Consider the following 17,255-nt stretch of genomic DNA (forward strand, 5'->3'; position numbering starts at 1 on the left):
GCTCGACACCGACTTGCCTAGGGTGAATGCACATTCCTGAGTGACCACGCCCCGTGAACCTGCAGACCTTGCCTTCAACGCCATACCGCATGCTTGCCGACAGCTGCCAGTTTGAGGGTCGGCAGGGATTCGTGAGAAATACAGCCGAATCCGTTTTAAGTTTTTGATGTTGCGTGCTTTTCTTCTTCATACGCCGCTGAGGCCACGAAGTGGCCTATTAGCACTTCGCGTCGAAACTGAATAGACAGAGTCCGCTACCCTCTCGGCTCGGCGATCTGCGTCCAGTGGGGCTCCAAAACGATCTCGGTGAATTGGAGAGGCGCGACCTTACGTTCCAGGTCGAGCGTGTAGTCTCCGAACCGATTGATGTGGCTGGTCCGATACGGCGACAAGCCGCCCAGAACCTCGGGATTCAACTCCATCCCCTCCTCCTGCAGGCTGGCCAACGTGCGTGTCATCTGGTCTACGTTGTGCAGGATGATCATATTGGCCACGAGCTGGTTGTACTTCACGACCTTTCGCTGCTCATGAAGCACGTTCTCGGCAATGATCCCTTCTCCGCCGAAGAAAACCCATTTGACGAAGCCATTGAACTCTTCGCTTTTGTTGGTGGCCGCCTGGATAGTCCGACGCATGTCCACGTCATCGATGTAGCGCAGCAAGAACAGCGTGCGAATGACCTTCCCAAGCTCCCGGAAGGCGAAGTACAACTTGTTCTTCCGGCTGTAGGTTCCCAGCCGGCGAAGGATCGTCGAAGCGGTGATCTTGCCCAACTTGATCGACACCGTGACCCGCAGCATGTCGTGCAGATGCGTTTCGATCAGGCCCCAGTCGATGCTGTCGCCGAACAGCGCCTGGATGTTCTTGTACGGGCGACCCGCCTCCGCGCGGAAGAAGGTCAGATCCTTGATGTTGCGAATACGTGGCATCAACTGAATGCCCAACAGGTAGGACAAACCAAAGACCGGATAACTCTGGGCCTGGGTATCCCCATGCACGATTTCAGGCTGGATATCAGACGTGTTGGCCAGCAATCCGTCCAGAATGTAGATCGCTTCGTGCACACCGCACGGAATGAAGTGACTGAACAGCGCCACGTACTTGTCAGAGACGTGGTAGTAGCCGATGCCGCCATAACCACCGTAGCGGATGTGGTACTCCGAGAGCAGGTTCTGCTCGTACATGCTCCACTTGGTGCCATCGGCCGACGCACTCTTGCCCGAGCCCCAGTAGCCAGGCAGATCGAACTTGTTGAACGTATTGATCACCTGCACGATCGCCTTGTCCAACGTGTCTTCAGTGACGTACTTGAGGTTAAGCCAGGAAATCTGGCGCCGACTGAAGCCCTTGATTGAGCGCGCAGTCTGGGTCGGGCCCAGGTTGCACCCGTAGCAGAACAGCGTAGTGATCACCCGGCGCATGAGATCGTCCACGCGCGCATTGGTGCCCGCAATCGGCCGGAAATGACGGTGCAGCTTGAGCCATTGAGCCGCATCGATCAGCACGTCTACGATACTCATCGCCGGCAGCCTCTCGGTGATAAGAGCATCGACCGTGGCAATGGCGCTGGAGATCTCAGGCCGTTGCAGCTTCCGGAGCACCAGGCGCCCATCCACCACATCGGCGTGGACGTTCTCCGGAAAACGTGCATCCACCGTGTCGGCCAGTGAGCTCAGCTCTTGCTGCAAATGGCGCACGAACTCGCTGGCCTCGGTGGCCAGACCAGATACCTCACCGTAGGCCTCCAGTTCCTGGGCGAATGTGGCCTCATCCACCAGTTGCTCTCGGTAATCGTCGTAGCGCTCCCCGTGGGGAATGAACAGATCACCGGATTTGAGTTCGTCTTTGATCTGGGCCAGCACAGCTAGCTCAAAGTACTTGCGATGCACCCAGCCCGGCCCCAGCGAGTCCGCTTTGCGGCCGAAGACGTGCCTGCGCCAGTTGACTGACAACCAGCCCAGATCCTTTTCAACATCCAGACCGATCGAGCTGGCCTCAATCATGTCCCGCCGCTGACCGCGGAGCGACAGCAGAGCAGCGATCATGCGTTCCATGCCCGCGTCCTGGCTGGTGGAGCGCAGTTGCATGATCTCCAGGCAGTTGAACAGCAACGGGCGGACAACGCTGTAAGGCTGGATCAGGAATGGCAGGTAGTTGCGGCCTGCGTACGCCATATGTTCATCGCATTCGGCCAGCAGTGTGGAAATGTCCGCCACCAGACTCAGTCCGATGGCATCCACACGCTGTGTGTCCGTTCCGTCGATCTGATAAGCCTGCAGGATCTCCTTGAGCTGCGCGATAAGCGTATCAGCACGCTTGCCGTGCTCTACTTGGTAGGCCAACAGTCTTTGCTGGGCCGTGTTCTCCAGGTTCTGCATCAGCCGGATGTACAGGTCGGCCGCATCGTCCAATGTCTTGGCGTACTGGGACCGAATGAAGATCGTCGCCAAGGCATAGCGCTTGGCCGGCTTGAGTTCGGCCAGTTCGCTGGCATCGAGCGCACGCGCCATGGCGCGGAACTGCTTCAGCTTCGGAACCGGAATATCCACGGCCGGCAACTGCTGGGCCAGATGTTGCAGGCGTTGGATATGTTGCAGATAAAAGCGCACTTCCTTATTGGTGGGCCGTTTGGGCTCGCGCTTTAGCGCATTCCAGCCGGTATATGTGGCGTTGGCCGGTGCGGCCAACAGTTCCTTGATCAAGCTCTTGGCTGGCGCGGTCAAGGCCTCATTGATGCTGCGGTAATACTGCTCATGCACCTGCTCGCGGGCCTGAACCGCAATCTTCTCCAGCGTACTGAAGCCCGGCAGCTCAAAGCGATGGTGAACCAGCTCCTCCAGCAGCACGTTGATGATGTCGGCGATGACATGCTTGGTTTGAGCGGCGGCCTGGGCCACCGTTGCCAGCCATTCCCTCCCGCTGACATCCAGCGGACGAACGCGCAGGAACTTTCGCAGGCGCGCCATATGGGCGCGTTTAGCGCCGGAGACGTCGTAGCGATTCAAGTCTCGGATGGATAGCGCCCGGCGCAGCCCGGCTGCCTGGGCAATATGTTGCCGAATCCGTTCTGGGACATCGGCTAGGATCACGAAGTAGCCCAGCCGCTGGAACATCTTCAGGTGAATGAGCACAGCCAACTGAGTGGTTGGCTGGGTCGCCATGCTACGTGCGAGGCGCACTTCGCCGCCGCTGGGCGTGTAAATCTCGTCCAGTTCCTTGGCCGTGGGATCAGGTTTCAGGCGCGGATACGCGGTCTCGTGCAGCGTCGCCATGCAGTGCCCTGGTCAGGGTTGAGGTCAATCCCAGTGACGCCCGTCCTCGGCGCGCACGGAGGCTTCCAGAAAGCAGTGGTGGTTATCGGCAACGCGATGCATCTCATCCAGCAGCATGGCCATCCTCTCGTCCATGTCCGCGGCGTCGACCACCGGCATCGTGAGTCGGTACTCGCTTCCCTCGGCATCAAGCCGATGGGCTTGAAACGGGGATAGGCACATCGCCTCAATGCGTGCCCGAGCGCGGCCAGCGCCCCTGCCTCGGGGCGTAAACGGGCTCACTAGCAGGCGCAGCGTCAGGCTCACGGTCGCGGCCGGCGCTGGCAGCGCCGCCGAGGCGAGCGCGGGGGGCGGCGCGGCCTGGAGGCCGGCTTCAACGCGTTGGCGGGCGAACGGATCGCGGCCCTGGATGTAACGCATGGCCGAGTGCACGTCTCGCCATCCGACGTACTCCATCAGGGCTTTCACGTCCCAGCCGTTGTCATTGGCCCAGCCCGCAAAGCCCCGGCGAAGGGAATGGCTGCTGTAGCCTCCCACGGCCTCCAGACCTGCGGACTGAAACAGGTCGCGCAGCAAGGGGATCAGGCTGTTCGGATGCAACCCTTGGCTGCCGACGTTGCCCCATTGATCGACACGCCGGAACAGCGGGCCTTGAGTTAGCGCGGCTGCCTGCACCCAGGCCTGCGTGGCACTGACCGCGCACAAGCGCGACAGAGCGGGCACCTTGTACGTATTGCCTGCCGACTGTCTGTCGCCCTTGCTGCGCGGCAGGAAGCAGATCATTCCCTGCTCGGGTACCAGTTCCAAGTACTCAATCTGCAGCCGGATCAACTCATCGCCGCGGAATCCTCGCCAAAAGCCCAGTAACACCAGCGCCTTGTCGCGCATGGCACGCAAGGCATACGCGTGGTCGGCGCGCTCCTGGGCCGCCAGCGTGGCTTGGTCCAGCCACCCGACTACTTGGGTCAGCTGGGCCAGCTGCAACGGCGTGGCCTGCTTTTCGATTCGGGGGTGTAGCGTCTGAATGCCCTTGAGGACCTTGCGTACCAGCGGCGTACGCGTGGGATCGACGAACCCGTGCTCGGCGTGCCAATGCGCCAGTGCTGCCAGTCGTTGCTTCAGCGTGTTGATTGCTGCCTTGGGGGCCTGTTCGGCCAGATAGCGGGCCACGCTATCGGGCGTCGCCGGCAGATGGCCACCCCATTCGACCTCGAAGTGGCGCAGCGCCGAGGCATAGCTGCGCTGCGTGTTCTGACGCGTGGCCGCTTCGAGGTAGCGGTCCACATCGCTCACGCCTGGCAGCACTCCGCCGACGCGCAACCGGCCGGTTGTCGCAGCGTAGAGAGGATCGTGCACTCGGCACGTTGTCCGCCATGGCAACTGGCGATCACCCGCTCCAGTTCCCGGGCCATCCTGCGCAGATCCTCCATCCGGGCCTGGATATCAGCCAAATGACTGCGTGCCAGCCGATCTACGTCCATGCAGGACATCTGGTCGTCCCCGGACAACTGCAGCAGGCTGCGGATCTCTTCCAGACTGAAACCCAGATCCCGGCCGCGGGTAATGAAGCGCAAACGCTCGATATCGGCAGGCTCGTAAACGCGATACCCGCTGCCGGTGCGACCAGGTTGGGGTAACAGGCCGATCCGCTCGTAATAGCGGATGGTTTCCAGATGGCACCCACTGGCCTCGGCGGCCTGACTGATCTTCATGTGGCGACTTGACTCTGTAGTAGCTACGGACTTTACCTTGCCCCCTGTCCAGCCGCCAGCCTCCCGCCCGCGCGCCTCTACCCGTGTCCGGAGCTCTCCATGTTGCGCTCACGCCTGATCCGGTATGCCGCGTATCCCGCCCTGATGGGCGCGGTTCTGGCCGGCACGGCCGCAGTATTGGCCGATGGCCTGCCGGCTTGGCCAACCTTGGCGATCCTGGCGACCGCGGGCATTGCCATGGTGGCGCTGCTGGAGTGGCTGCAGCCCTACGAGCCGTCTTGGCGCCATAGCCAAGGCGACCTCAAAGCCGACTTGATGCATGGCGCCGTCAACTTTGGCCTGCTGGCCGGCACCGCCTATGGATTGCATGCCTTTCGCGGCCTGCTGCCCGCCGGCAGCCTATGGCCGACCCAGTGGCCCCTGATCGGGCAGATGCTGCTGGCGGGGCTGGTGATCGACTTGGGCCTGTATGCCATGCACCGCTTCAGTCATCGGGTGCGATGGGCATGGAAACTGCACGCTATCCACCACAGCGCTGAGCGCTTGTATTGGCTCAATGGAGAACGTCGTCACCCGTTGAGTGCACTGCTGATGGCCGGCCCGGGCTTGGGGTTGACTGTCGCCTTGGGTGCGCCGCCGCTGGTGATCAGTGCGTGGCTGACACTGATGAGTGTTCAACTGGCTTTCCAACACGCCAACTTGGACTACCGCGTTGGCCCGCTACGTCGCTGGCTAGGCGTGGCCGAAGTACATCGGTGGCATCACAAGCGTGACTATGAAGATGCCCAGGTCAACTTCGGCGAGTTCTTCATGATCTGGGATCGTCTGTGCGGCACCTTCCTTGATCGCCCTGAAACGCTGCGCGCCGGCGAGGTCGGGTTGCGCGAGGAAACGATGCCTGCCAGCTATTGGGCGCAGATGTGCTGGCCGTTTAACGAGGCTCCAGATCAACGGGATACGGCCTTTGCGCAATATCTTTGGCAAGGCGATCAAGCGCTACAACAAGGCGATCTCACGACGGCCTACAAACGGTACGAATTGGCCCACGTGCTCTCGCAGCACCGCACGCGCTTGCACGTGCGTAGTCATTGGGCGTTCGCAAGATGGGCGTGGCAAGCCCACGACATGCGCGAAATGGCTGGACAACTGCTGCGCCTGATGGCCGCTGCGACCCTGACATGGGTGTGGATGCCTAAAGGCAATACCGGTGGCGCTCGGGTAAACGCCTTGCGCACGATGCCGATTCCTTCAGAACTGCGTAATTACATGGAGAACACCCGATGAGTGACTGTGGCTGCCATCACGAGGCCAAGAACGCCCAGGAGCGACGTGTACTGTGGATTGCCTTGGTCCTCAACGCGGCCATGGCCGTCATTGGTGGCATCGCCGGCTGGATTGCCCATTCCACAGGTCTGCTGGCTGACGCGCTGGATATGCTGTCTGATGCCACCGCGTACGCCATTGGATTGGTGGCCATCGGACGCACGGCCCGCTTCAAGGCCAATGCCGCTTGGCTCAGTGGCAGCATTCTGCTGGTGCTGGGTATTGGCGTGCTGGTGGAGGTCGGACGACGGGTACTACAGGGCGCCGAACCACTCAGCGGATGGATGATCGGCACCGCGCTGCTATCGCTTGTAGTCAACGTCATCGTGTTGCGCATGCTCTCGCCGCTGAAGTCCGGGGAGGTCCATCTGCGAGCAACGTGGCTGTTTACCCGAGCCGACGTGGTGGCCAACATCGGCGTCATTCTTGCGGGCGTACTGGTGTGGTGGCTGGCCAATCCCTATCCCGACTATGTGATTGGCACCCTTATCGGTTTGTACGTGATCAAGGAAGCCATCGAGATCCTGCGTGACGCACGTCGGGCCAGCACGCAAGTGGGCAAGCCGACCGAGTGAAGATGCGTGTGCGAGCTCTGCCCGCGTTCCGCTGGCTGCTGGCGCTGAGCCTGGCACTGGGTGCCATATGGCACCCGGTGCTTACGGCGGTGGGCGAAATGCACGAGGCAGCCCATACGTGGTCCGGCGCTCACGCAGTGCTGATGACGTCCCACGCGGCCGCTGATGAGAGCGCCTTGGGCAAATCGCTCCATCAGTTGCATCAACTCGCGCATTGCTGCGCGCACGCAGTCGCCGCTCCGGCGATGACTTGGGCGCCACCTCCTGCTCCGCAGCAGCAGGCCGTAGAGCCACACGCGGTGGAGACGGTGCCCACAGGGCCATTGGTCGATCCGTTCCGACCGCCTATTGCGGGCCAAGCGCTGGCGTAGGCCAGTCCTTAACCCTTGGTCTGAACTTCTGGAGTGTTGCTATGCAAGTGCGACGTGCGGCGCTGGCCGCTTGGTTGCTGCTGGGTGCAGGGATACCTGCCTGGGCGGTCGACCCCATGACATTGGACGACGCATTCGACCGCGTTGCCCAAGCCCATCCAGACCTGCGCCTGGTGCAGGCACGTACCGCGGTACTGGCGGCCGAGCACGAGGGCGCCAATCAGCGCCCGCCTTGGACATTGGGTGCCGAGGTGGAGAATGCCCTGGGTACCGGAGATGCGAGAGGCTTGGACAGCGCCGAGTTCACCGTGAGTCTGAGCTCGGTGCTGGAGCGAGGCGGGAAACTGGATGCGCGCAGGGCCCTGGCGCAGAGCCGCATCGATGCGCTGGCTGTTCAGCGGGAAGCTCGTCGGCTGGATCTGTTGGCTGAAACGGCGCGGCGCTATCTGGCATTGGTTGCAGCGGACAAGGCCGCCAAGATTGCCCAAGTCGATATCCAACAGCGCCAGCGTACCGTGGCCGCTGCTCGTCAACGTGTGCAGGCCGGCGCCTCACCCGAGTCGGTGCTGTTGACTGCACAGGCTGCCTTGGCAAGAGCCGAGCTGGCCCAAGCAAGGGCCTCCCAGCAAGCCAGCGCTGCACGCCAGCATCTGGCCGCCCTCTGGGGGGAGCGTGAACCCGTGTCGGCGCCGGTCGCTGGCAACCCGCTCGCACTACCGGCGATCGGTTCTCTGGAAACCCTTTCCTCAGAACTGCAGCGTTCTCCCGAGCTGGCCCAGTTTGTCGACGAGCGGCGCATTGCCGAAGCACGTTTGAATCTGGCTCGCACAGCAGGCACGTCGGATCTGGCTTGGCAAGTCGGCGTGCGTCGGATGCAGGACACAAGCGACACCGCGCTCGTGGGGGGCATCTCGCTGCCTTTGGGTGCTCGAAGCCGGGCGCAACCAGAGATTCGTGCCGCTGAGGCGGAGTTGGAAGTGCTTTCGATCGAACGTGAGGCGCAGGGAATGGCGTTGTATTCCACCCTGGTCGAAGCCCACGGCCCTTACACCGTCGCCCGTGACGAAGTGGCCCGTCTTCAAGACGATGTGCTGCCCAAGCTGACCAAGGCTGAGCAAGCGGCCGAGCGTGCATATCGCGCTGGGGCCATCAGCTATCTGGAATGGGCGCAGCTGCAGTCCGAAAGGACCGCAGCTCTGCAGCAACAACTGGACGTCGCGCTCGATGCGCAACGTGCCCTCATCGAAATCCAACGGCTCACCGGCCAGGCCATGGTTGCCTCTGCCGCTGCCGCCACCTCCGGAGAGTTGACCCCATGAGCCGTTTCCCCTGGATCGCGCTGGCCCTGACATTGGCCCTGACGGCTTGTAGTGGCCCGGCACCCAATGCCCGTGGCGAGGCCGAAGAAGGCCATGAGGCCGAAGAACAAGGCGAGCACGAAGAACTGCCCCAACAGACCACGATCGAGGCCCAAACGGCACAGTCCGCCGGCATCCGCGCCGCCCGCGTGGGTCCTGGCCAGATCGCCGATGAGCAGGAAGTCCAAGGGCTGCTTACGCCGGTCGAAGGTCGCATCGCCCTGGTGACTGCACGTTTCCCCGGTCCTGTGCGTGCCGTTCGCGTAGGCGTGGGCGACCAGGTCAAGGCAGGACAGGTGCTCGCGACGGTGGAGAGCAACTTGAGCCTGACGACCTATTCCGTTACCGCCCCCATAAGCGGCGTGGTGATGGCGCGGACCGCCTCGGTCGGCACGTCTGCCGCCGAAGGCGCGCCCTTGTTCGAGATCGCAGATCTGTCCACCTTGTGGGTAGATCTGCATATCTTCGGACGGGACGCCGGGCACATCGAAGCTGGTGTGCCGGTGACCGTGAGCCGATTGAGTGATAGCGTTTCCGAGCAGACGACCTTGGAACGCGTGCTGCCCGGCACCGCCACGGCCAGCCAAAGCACGATCGCACGCGCGAGCTTGCGCAATGCCGATGGACGCTGGCGGCCAGGTTCCGCCGTTAAAGCACGCATTACCGTTGATCGCGCAGAAGCGGATCTGGTAGTCCCCGTGACCGCGCTGCAGACCGCCGAAGATCGGGACGTGGTGTACGTGCAACAGGGCGAGGTCTATCACACGCGCCCGGTGAAGCTAGGCCGACGCGACGCCGAACGGGTGGAAGTCTTAGAAGGCCTGAAGGCCGGTGAGCAGGTGGTGGTGGCCCAGAGCTTCCTGGTCAAGGCCGACATCGAGAAGTCCACCGTCGAAGAAGAAGAGTGAGGCCCGCCATGCTCGAACGCCTCATCCATTTTTCCATTCGCCATCGCTGGCTGATGCTGGTACTGACCGCAGCGCTTATTGCGCTCGGCGTGTGGAGCTATCGTCAGCTGTCCATTGACGCCACGCCCGACATCACCAACGTCCAGGTCCAGATCAACACCCAGGCGCCAGGTTACTCGCCGCTGGAAGCCGAGCAACGGGTGACATTCCCCATTGAAACGGCGATGGCCGGCTTGCCCCAGTTGGACTACAGCCGCTCGTTGTCTCGCTATGGGTTATCGCAGGTGACGGTCGTCTTCAAGGATGGGACGGACCTGTACTTCGCGCGCCAGCAGGTCGCCGAGCGCCTGCAGCAAATCACGTCTCAGCTTCCTGAGGGGCTAGATCCTGAGATGGGGCCGATCTCTACCGGTCTAGGTGAGATCTTCATGTACACGGTGGAAGCCGAGCCCGATGCCCGCAAGCCCGATGGCTCCCCGTACACGGCCACGGACCTGCGGACGCTGCAGGATTGGGTGATCCGCCCGCAACTGCGCACCACGCCTGGGGTGACCGAGGTCAACACCATCGGTGGCTTTGAACGGCAGATCCACATCACTCCCGATCCAGCGCAACTGGTAGCCCTGGGATTCACGCTCCAAGACGTTGTTGGCGCGGTGATGCGCAACAACCAGAACGTGGGAGCCGGCTACATCGAGCGCAACGGGCAGCAGTTCCTGGTGCGCGTACCGGGCCAGCTACGGGATGTGGACGCGGTCGGCAGCATCGTGCTGGATCGTCGTGATGGCGTCCCGATCCGCGTGCGCGATGTCGCCACCGTTGGCGAAGGCAAGGAGCTGCGCACCGGCGCGGCCACGCAGAACGGGCATGAGGTGGTCGTCGGTACGGCCTTTATGCTGTTTGGCGCCAACAGTCGCGACGTTTCTCGGGCCGCTGTGGCCAAGCTGGAGGCTGCCAACGCCAGTCTGCCCGAAGGTGTGCACGCCAAGGCGGTGTATGACCGCACGGCGTTGGTAGATCGCACCATAGGGACCGTTGCCAAGAACCTGATCGAAGGCGCGCTTCTGGTGGTGGTGGTGTTGTTCCTGTTACTGGGCAATGTCCGGGCGTCGTTGATCACCGCAGCTGTGATCCCGCTGGCCATGCTGTTCACCATCATCGGCATGGTGCGAGGCAACGTATCGGGCAATCTGATGAGCCTGGGCGCGTTGGACTTCGGGCTTATCGTGGATGGTGCGGTCATCATCATCGAGAACTGCCTGCGTCGTTTCGGCGAGGCGCAGAATGCGCTGGGCAGGCAACTCAACGATCAAGAGCGATATGACCTGACGGCTTCGGCAACGGCGGAAGTCATTCGACCGAGCCTGTTCGGCCTGGGCATTATCGCGGCCGTCTATCTGCCGATCTTTGCCCTCTCCGGCGTCGAGGGGAAGATGTTCCACCCCATGGCCATTACCGTCGTCCTGGCGCTGACCGGCGCGATGATGCTGTCGCTGACGTTCGTGCCAGCGGCCATTGCAACCTTCCTGCGTGGACGCGTGGCCGAGCACGATAACCGACTGATGCGCTGGTCACGAGCTCGCTACACGCCGCTGCTGGATTGGGCGCTACGCCGTCGATTGGCCGTACTGGGCGGCGCCACGGTACTGGTGGTCGCGTGCGGCATCCTGGCCACGCGGCTGGGATCGGAGTTCGTGCCCAGCCTGGATGAGGGCGACATCACGCTGCAGCCGATGCGGATTCCAGGCACGAGTCTGGAGCAATCGGTGGCGATGCAGGAAACATTGGAGAAGCGATTGGCGCAGTTTCCCGAGGTGGCCAACATTTTCTCCAAGATCGGTACCGCCGAGGTAGCCACCGATCCGATGCCCCCCTCGATGGCCGACACGTTCCTCATGCTCAAGCCGCGGGATCAGTGGCCAGATCCCCGCAAGCCCAAGGCAGAGTTGATCGAAGAACTGGAGCAAGCCGCCAAGAAAATCCCCGGTAGCAACTATGAGTTCACCCAGCCCATCCAGATGCGCACGAACGAACTGATCTCCGGCGTCCGCTCGGACGTGGCGATCAAGGTCTATGGCGATGATCTGGATCAGCTCGCACGACTTGCTGGCCGCATCGAGCGGGCAATGCGTGAAGTGCCTGGTGCTGAGGACGTGAAGTCTGAGCAAGTGAGCGGACTGCCGTTGCTCACGGTAACCCCAGACCCGGTAGCGCTGGCACGGTATGGATTGAATCCAGGAGATGTGCAGGAGACGGTGGCCACCGCTATCGGTGGTCAGGTAGCGGGCCAGTTCATTGAAGGCGATCGTCGCTTCGCTCTCGTGGTCCGGCTACCCGAAACATTGCGCTCAGATCCGGCGGTGCTGGCAGACCTGCCGATTCCGTTGCCCGAGGACAATAGTCCCGATGAGTCCAGCCGTGAGGCGACATGGCGTGGCGGTAGCCCTCGGACCGTGCCGTTACGTGAGGTCGCTACCATCCAAGTCGAGCGTGGACCGAACCAGGTGAACCGCGAGAACGGCAAGCGACGCGTGGTCATCACGGCCAATGTGCGCGAACGCGATCTGGGAAGTTTCGTGGGAGATTTGCGCACCAAAATCGGCGAGGAAGTGAAGATGCCGGAAGGCTACTGGGTGGCCTATGGAGGCACGTTCGAGCAATTGATCTCCGCCAGCCAGCGCCTTTCCGTAGTCGTTCCGGTCACCTTGGCTCTCATATTTGCTCTGCTGTTCATGGCCTTTGGGTCGGCAAAGGACGCTGCGATCGTGTTCAGCGGGGTACCGCTGGCGCTGACCGGCGGCGTCATCGCGCTGGCGCTGCGCGGAATTCCGTTGTCCATCTCCGCCGGCGTGGGCTTCATCGCCCTATCGGGCGTGGCGGTGTTGAACGGCTTGGTCATGATTGCCTTCATCCGACGCCTGCGCGAACAAGGCGATCCGCTGGATGAGGCCGTGCGCGATGGTGCGCTCGGCAGGCTGCGTCCGGTGCTGATGACCGCGCTGGTGGCTTCTTTGGGCTTCTTGCCGATGGCTCTCAATGTCGGTGCGGGTTCGGAAGTCCAGCGGCCCCTGGCGACCGTGGTGATCGGTGGCATCTTGTCCTCGACCGCCTTGACCCTGTTTGTATTGCCCGTGCTGTACCGGTGGTTACACCGAGAGCGCGACCGGCCCGTTCTCCCGACCACGGCGCTCGCATGAGGCAGCATCATGCCCAAGCCTGACCTGGAAATTGTGCGTGCGGCGATGTTCGCCGATCCCGGGGTGAAGGCGGTCGACGATCTGCGGTGGATGCCTGCCGCATCCGGGCTGGGCATTCAGGCCACGGTGACAGTGGCCTCATCGGCGGTGGACCTGGCCACAGTGCAGGCCGTCGTGGGCCAGATTCTCGCCACTCAGTTCGGCGTAACAGAACTACACCTGACATTCAACGATCCCGGGCCGGCACCGGCGCAACCGACCCGTGGGCCTATCGAAAAGAGGTAAAGCGGAGGGCGGCATTGCCGCCCTCCGAACCCTCAACCAATCCAACCGAAGGCAAACACCGTTCCCAAGGTCGTGCTGAGCGCTGCTACGCCCCACAACCCAAACGCTGATCCGTCGCAATCGCGTGCAGGTGGCGGCCAGCCTGGGGTCGGCTGGGCACGGAGGAGCGCGTGCTCGCCATAGCAGTGCGCCAGAGAGCGCCAGAGAGCGCCAGCAGGCCAAAGGCCAGGCCGAACACCAACGCCTTGTGCAGCCCACCGGGCGCGCCGGCAGCGTGGGAGCAGCACCCGACTAGTCTCGGGACTCATAGACTTGGTGCCCTGGCCAGGCGCAGGCGCCTGCCAGGACAAAGGCCACGCTTTGCCGGGCCCGCGTGAACGCCACGTAGTACTTCGCCGGTGAGGTGATACGGGAGGCGTCAGCGGTGCGCAGGAACTGGGCCAGGGGGCCATTGGGATAGATCAGCACGCGGGAGTATGTCCGTCCCTTGGCTTGTCCAAAGTTGACCGCAGGATAGCCATCGCAGGCTTCCCGCCGGTCGTAACGCAGGACGGTGGGCGCGAACTGCAGTACATATTTTTGCACCAGAGTGGGTGCCACCACATAAATGCCCTCATGCCCGGTCAGCTCGCTATTTCCTGACTCGGTGCGCGGCATCTGCGGATACAGCGCATCGGCCAGATCACACAGCGACTGCGCACAGCGGTGGCTGATCACCCGATGCTGGATCTGACACAAGTTCCGCGCCTGCCAGGCTTGGAAAAGCCCCATCATGGCCACACCACGGTATTGCTGGTGACGCGGAGAATGGTTGGTGGCGTAGGTCGCCTGGCGGGTATCACCCACCAGCGTGATCTCGATGCCGCTGGAGAGCAGGCGCTCGACCAGGTCCAGGTCGTAGCCGGCCAAGTCCTGGACCTCATCGATGTATAGCTCGTCGTACATGGCCGCCAAACGCTCGATGACACGGCCTTGGGTAAGCTCATCGCAGCGCACGGCAAAGTCAGCGGCGCGATCGGAATATATTCGAGCGCCGGCCAGATAGTGACGAGCCACCTGACTACGGGGAGCACGATTGTTGGTCCTGCCCTCAACGAAGAGGATGGACTCCACGCGGGGCTGGGCACACAGCGCCGCCTGATAGGGCCGAATGCACTCGCGCAGCAGAAAGCTGTACCAACTGTAGAGCGACACGTGCGCCGGCACGGCGCCAGCCTGCCGTTCAAACGCGCGCCTGATCTCTTCCAGGTTCTCAAGCGTGTAGGTCAGGATGGCGATCCGGCGTTGCGGGCGCGCCAGGGACTGGCGCACCAACATCGTCGTCTTGCCCGAACCGGCCGCCGAGAGCAGTACCTGATTAGGCGATGGCACGCTGGACATAGTCCGGAAACACGATCGAGTGGGGACTATTGAAGATGGCCAACGCTGTATCGGTCTTGTTGCCCTTCATGAACTTCAACAGCGCCGCCTCATCGGCGAACGTTTTATCCAACACCAGATTCAATTGCGCCAGCGTATTTGCCTTGATCAATTGTTGCTCCAGCGAGGGTGCGTCCTCATCGGAGTCATAGTAGATGTAGTTCAGGAAATCAGCGTAGCGTTCCTGCAGCAGGGCTACGTCGCCGTCGTTGTCGGTAACGACAGCGGTTGGGATATCCAGGCGTTGGGCGATCTGCAGAAATCGCTTGAAGGCCAGGGAGTTGACCGAGATCACGTCCACGCCACGGGCCAACGGCGACACGCCGTGGTGATCCTTGAAGGCTCGCTGGACGATCAACTCGTCCGAGGGGCCCTCGACAAGGATCGCCTGCTTGGCCAGGATCAACCGCAGGGTGTCATGACCCGGCAGCTTCATGAAGTAGTCGTGCGTATCGGTCGGCAGTTGGTCCAGTTTTATGTGTCCGCGTGCACTGAAGAGGATCACGTTGTCCACGCCGAGCTTGTTCAACACGAAGCTGCTATGCGTTGCAATGATGACTTGCTGGGCGGTGGACAGAGCTGCGATCTTGTCGATCAGTTGGGTCATACTGGAGAAGGACAGATGATTCTCGGGCTCTTCTACCAGCAGCACGTGCGCAGCACCGGCCGCGCGCATGGCCAGTTTCATTTTGACCGCACTCTGTTCGCCTTTGCCGGCGTGGGTGAAAGGAAGATCGTCCAGGTAGGGAGACAGACTGGCCTCCCACGTCGACCGCGCCGAGGTGTCCACACCCACGGTCAGCGTCTTATTGCTGACATCGCCCGCATTTTCGGCCAGGAACGTGTTTATGGCCGCCACGTCCGTTTCCTGGGAAAAGCTCTGCCGCATGCGGCGATAACTCAGCGACAAGGCCACGCGCTGAGCCGGAGAAAGCACCTGGTCGATGATGCTGCCGATGTAGCGATCCGTGCCTGAAAAGGTCTTGGCACTGGTGGTATCGATTATCGTGGAGTCGAATGGGATGCTGCGGGCGGTGACGCCATTGTTGGCGAAGGAATACCAGCGGACGGTGTAGTACTCCACCGGCAAGCTGCCCCCCTGGTGCTCGCGCAAATAGGCATCGAACTCGGGGCGATAGTCTTCGTTGAGTTCGATCAGCAGCCGAATGCCGGCCATGTCAGCGCCGAGGGAGTTGTTGGTACCCCGCAATGAAGCCAGGGTGGCATCCCGTCCGAGGTAAGCCTCGATCACGATCCGCGGAGGCGAACCAGGCTGTCCATCCCGCAGACGTGCCAGATACTCGTCGACAGCCGGTTGGTGGAACAGGTAGGGGGTGATTTCGTAGGCGATGCCTCGTCCGTGCAATTGGCCGGTCACGACAGCATGAATAGCTTCCAATAGCGTGGACTTGCCGACCTCGTTGTTGCCCACGATCAGGTTCATGTGGGGGTTGAGCGGCAAATCCAGGTGGCCAAACGCCTTGAAGTTCTCGATGACGACTCGTTCGATCGGCATGGTTCATCCCTGTACGACTGCAGCGCGAGCACGGCGCCCGGAGCCATCCGGACACGCCGGCATGGCGTTCATACTAAACCGGGCCAGTGGGGCGGATTTCGTACGGGTGAGACACCCCGGAGGCGGCTGGTGGCCGATCACGCGGGATAATTCAACATTATCCCGCCTGAGCAAAGCCGCCGCCGAACGGCCGCCTGCACTCTTTATTAGTATGTAATTACATGGTATGTAATACATTACGAAATAATTGGAGAACAGCATCATGGCGCGCGCAGGACTCTACAAAGGGGATGTCCAGAAAGCGCGTGACGCGCTGCTGGCCCAAGGCAAGAAGCCTTCCGTGGACGCGGTTCGGGTGGCTCTGGGCAACACGGGCTCCAAGACCACGATCCATCGCTACTTGCGTGAACTGGAAGAGGAGGAGGGCGGCGGTCCGTCACGTGCGGTGGCCGTGAGTGAGGCCTTGCAAGACTTGGTCGCGCGCCTGGCTGCGCGACTTCAAGAGGAGGCAGAAGCGATCCTCACCAGGGAGCGAGAACGCCATGGGGCCGAACTCCAGCGTCAGCAACAAGCGCTTTCCACCGCCCAACAGGAAGCCGCTGCCCTGGGCAGTCAGCTGCAGCGCACTGAGACCAGCTTGACGCAAGAGCAAGCCGCTCACGCCCTACTTCAGCAGAATCTGCGCGACAAGGTCGCGGAAATCGCCCAGTTGAATGAGCGCATCGCCGGCATGACGGTGCGGCTGGCTGATTACGAGGCGCATACGCGTTCTCTGGAGGACAAGCATGCCCACGCCCGGGAAGCGCTCGAGCACTACCGCGCTTCAACCAAAGAGCAGCGCGAGCAAGAGCTTCGCCGTCACGAGCATCAGATCCAAGAGCTGCAAGTAGCCTTACGTCAGGCCAATGAAGCCTTGGGCGCGAAGAATCAGGAGCTGTTGGTGCTTAACCGCGACAATGGCCAATGGCTGGAGCGCCATGGGCGGATTGAGCGTGAGCTTGTCCAGTTGAGGCAGGTCCACGAAGGCCAACACAGCGAGATCGTGGCGTTGCGCCAGACCGCAACGGACCACATGGCACTGCAGGAGCGCTGGAAGACTGACGTCAAGGCCTTGGATGCCCTGCGCAGCGAGCTAGCTCAAGTCCAAGACACCCTTGCGCAGGAGCGTGAGCGCCGCCAGAGCGCTGAAGCCGATGCGTTGCGTGCCAACGCGCGTCTTGAAGCGCTGGAGCCCCTGCTGAATCAACTGACGCCGGCACAAAATACGGTGAAGAGAACCCGGCGCAGCAGTACGCAGGGTGGGGGAGCGGACTAACGAG

General features: G+C 62.0%; 12 protein-coding genes. 7 read left to right on the top strand and 5 right to left on the bottom strand.

Features of this window, described 5'->3' with window-relative positions:
• Positions 1-254 precede the first annotated feature (254 nt).
• The 3 genes from N7573_RS00425 to N7573_RS00435 are packed head-to-tail and all read right to left on the bottom strand — an operon-like array spanning position 255 to position 4,984.
• The gene (locus N7573_RS00425) at positions 255-3,272 is read right to left on the bottom strand and encodes a Tn3 family transposase (RefSeq protein ID WP_046933271.1); all 3,018 of its coding nucleotides are present in this window, start codon (positions 3,270-3,272) and stop codon (positions 255-257) included.
• A 24-nt stretch (positions 3,273-3,296) separates the two neighbouring features.
• Positions 3,297-4,565, bottom strand: coding sequence for a site-specific integrase (locus tag N7573_RS00430; protein ID WP_046932193.1), 1,269 nt, complete (start codon positions 4,563-4,565; stop codon positions 3,297-3,299).
• A complete protein-coding gene (locus N7573_RS00435; protein WP_046932166.1) occupies positions 4,562-4,984 on the bottom strand; it encodes a helix-turn-helix domain-containing protein in 423 nt (140 codons plus the stop codon). The genes N7573_RS00430 and N7573_RS00435 overlap by 4 nt, the downstream gene beginning before the upstream one ends.
• 99 nt (positions 4,985-5,083) lie before the next feature.
• Between N7573_RS00435 and N7573_RS00440 the strand changes: the two genes are divergently transcribed.
• The 6 genes from N7573_RS00440 to N7573_RS00465 all read left to right on the top strand — a co-directional run bounded on the left by N7573_RS00440 (position 5,084) and on the right by N7573_RS00465 (position 13,001).
• Positions 5,084-6,268: a DUF3703 domain-containing protein gene (locus tag N7573_RS00440; protein ID WP_127170488.1), complete on the top strand. Its 1,185-nt coding sequence runs from the start codon at positions 5,084-5,086 to the stop codon at positions 6,266-6,268.
• Positions 6,265-6,882: a cation diffusion facilitator family transporter gene (locus tag N7573_RS00445; RefSeq protein ID WP_279911957.1), complete on the top strand. Its 618-nt coding sequence runs from the start codon at positions 6,265-6,267 to the stop codon at positions 6,880-6,882. The genes N7573_RS00440 and N7573_RS00445 overlap by 4 nt, the downstream gene beginning before the upstream one ends.
• Before the next feature lie 412 nt (positions 6,883-7,294).
• A complete protein-coding gene (locus N7573_RS00450) occupies positions 7,295-8,572 on the top strand; it encodes a TolC family protein (RefSeq protein WP_279911958.1) in 1,278 nt (425 codons plus the stop codon).
• Positions 8,569-9,519, top strand: a complete 951-nt coding sequence (locus N7573_RS00455; protein WP_080948168.1) for an efflux RND transporter periplasmic adaptor subunit — start codon at positions 8,569-8,571, stop codon at positions 9,517-9,519. The genes N7573_RS00450 and N7573_RS00455 overlap by 4 nt, the downstream gene beginning before the upstream one ends.
• Before the next feature lie 8 nt (positions 9,520-9,527).
• Entirely contained in the window at positions 9,528-12,716 is a 3,189-nt protein-coding gene (locus tag N7573_RS00460) for a CusA/CzcA family heavy metal efflux RND transporter (protein WP_046935219.1), read from the top strand.
• A gap of 9 nt (positions 12,717-12,725) precedes the next feature.
• Positions 12,726-13,001 (top strand): hypothetical protein, encoded by a 276-nt coding sequence (locus N7573_RS00465; protein ID WP_046935218.1) that lies wholly within the window; start codon positions 12,726-12,728, stop codon positions 12,999-13,001.
• Positions 13,002-13,292: 291 nt separating this feature from the next.
• Here N7573_RS00465 and N7573_RS00470 read toward each other — a convergent pair whose 3' ends face one another.
• Entirely contained in the window at positions 13,293-14,381 is a 1,089-nt protein-coding gene (locus N7573_RS00470) for a UvrD-helicase domain-containing protein (RefSeq protein ID WP_279911749.1), read from the bottom strand.
• Positions 14,359-15,936: an AAA family ATPase gene (locus tag N7573_RS00475; protein WP_046932181.1), complete on the bottom strand. Its 1,578-nt coding sequence runs from the start codon at positions 15,934-15,936 to the stop codon at positions 14,359-14,361. Before N7573_RS00475 ends, N7573_RS00470 begins: the two co-directional genes overlap by 23 nt.
• 262 nt (positions 15,937-16,198) lie before the next feature.
• On the opposite strand from N7573_RS00475, the gene N7573_RS00480 reads away from it, so the two are divergent.
• Positions 16,199-17,251, top strand: a complete 1,053-nt coding sequence (locus tag N7573_RS00480; protein ID WP_054668669.1) for a DNA-binding protein — start codon at positions 16,199-16,201, stop codon at positions 17,249-17,251.
• Positions 17,252-17,255 lie beyond the last annotated feature (4 nt).

It is taken from the genome of Stenotrophomonas sp. GD04054, assembly GCF_029836955.1.
GTDB lineage: Bacteria > Pseudomonadota > Gammaproteobacteria > Xanthomonadales > Xanthomonadaceae > Stenotrophomonas > Stenotrophomonas maltophilia_A.

What these genes read in the sequence shown, in the direction of transcription:
- N7573_RS00465 (WP_046935218.1), top strand. Translation starts at nt 12,726, where the DNA reads ATGCCCAAGCCTGACCTGGAAATTGTGCGTGCGGCGATGTTCGCCGAT.
- N7573_RS00480 (WP_054668669.1), top strand. Translation starts at nt 16,199, where the DNA reads ATGGCGCGCGCAGGACTCTACAAAGGGGATGTCCAGAAAGCGCGTGAC.
- N7573_RS00435 (WP_046932166.1), bottom strand. Translation starts at nt 4,984, where the DNA reads ATGAAGATCAGTCAGGCCGCCGAGGCCAGTGGGTGCCATCTGGAAACC.
- N7573_RS00475 (WP_046932181.1), bottom strand. Translation starts at nt 15,936, where the DNA reads ATGCCGATCGAACGAGTCGTCATCGAGAACTTCAAGGCGTTTGGCCAC.
- N7573_RS00445 (WP_279911957.1), top strand. Translation starts at nt 6,265, where the DNA reads ATGAGTGACTGTGGCTGCCATCACGAGGCCAAGAACGCCCAGGAGCGA.
- N7573_RS00455 (WP_080948168.1), top strand. Translation starts at nt 8,569, where the DNA reads ATGAGCCGTTTCCCCTGGATCGCGCTGGCCCTGACATTGGCCCTGACG.
- N7573_RS00470 (WP_279911749.1), bottom strand. Translation starts at nt 14,381, where the DNA reads ATGTCCAGCGTGCCATCGCCTAATCAGGTACTGCTCTCGGCGGCCGGT.
- N7573_RS00460 (WP_046935219.1), top strand. Translation starts at nt 9,528, where the DNA reads ATGCTCGAACGCCTCATCCATTTTTCCATTCGCCATCGCTGGCTGATG.
- N7573_RS00450 (WP_279911958.1), top strand. Translation starts at nt 7,295, where the DNA reads ATGCAAGTGCGACGTGCGGCGCTGGCCGCTTGGTTGCTGCTGGGTGCA.
- N7573_RS00425 (WP_046933271.1), bottom strand. Translation starts at nt 3,272, where the DNA reads ATGGCGACGCTGCACGAGACCGCGTATCCGCGCCTGAAACCTGATCCC.
- N7573_RS00440 (WP_127170488.1), top strand. Translation starts at nt 5,084, where the DNA reads ATGTTGCGCTCACGCCTGATCCGGTATGCCGCGTATCCCGCCCTGATG.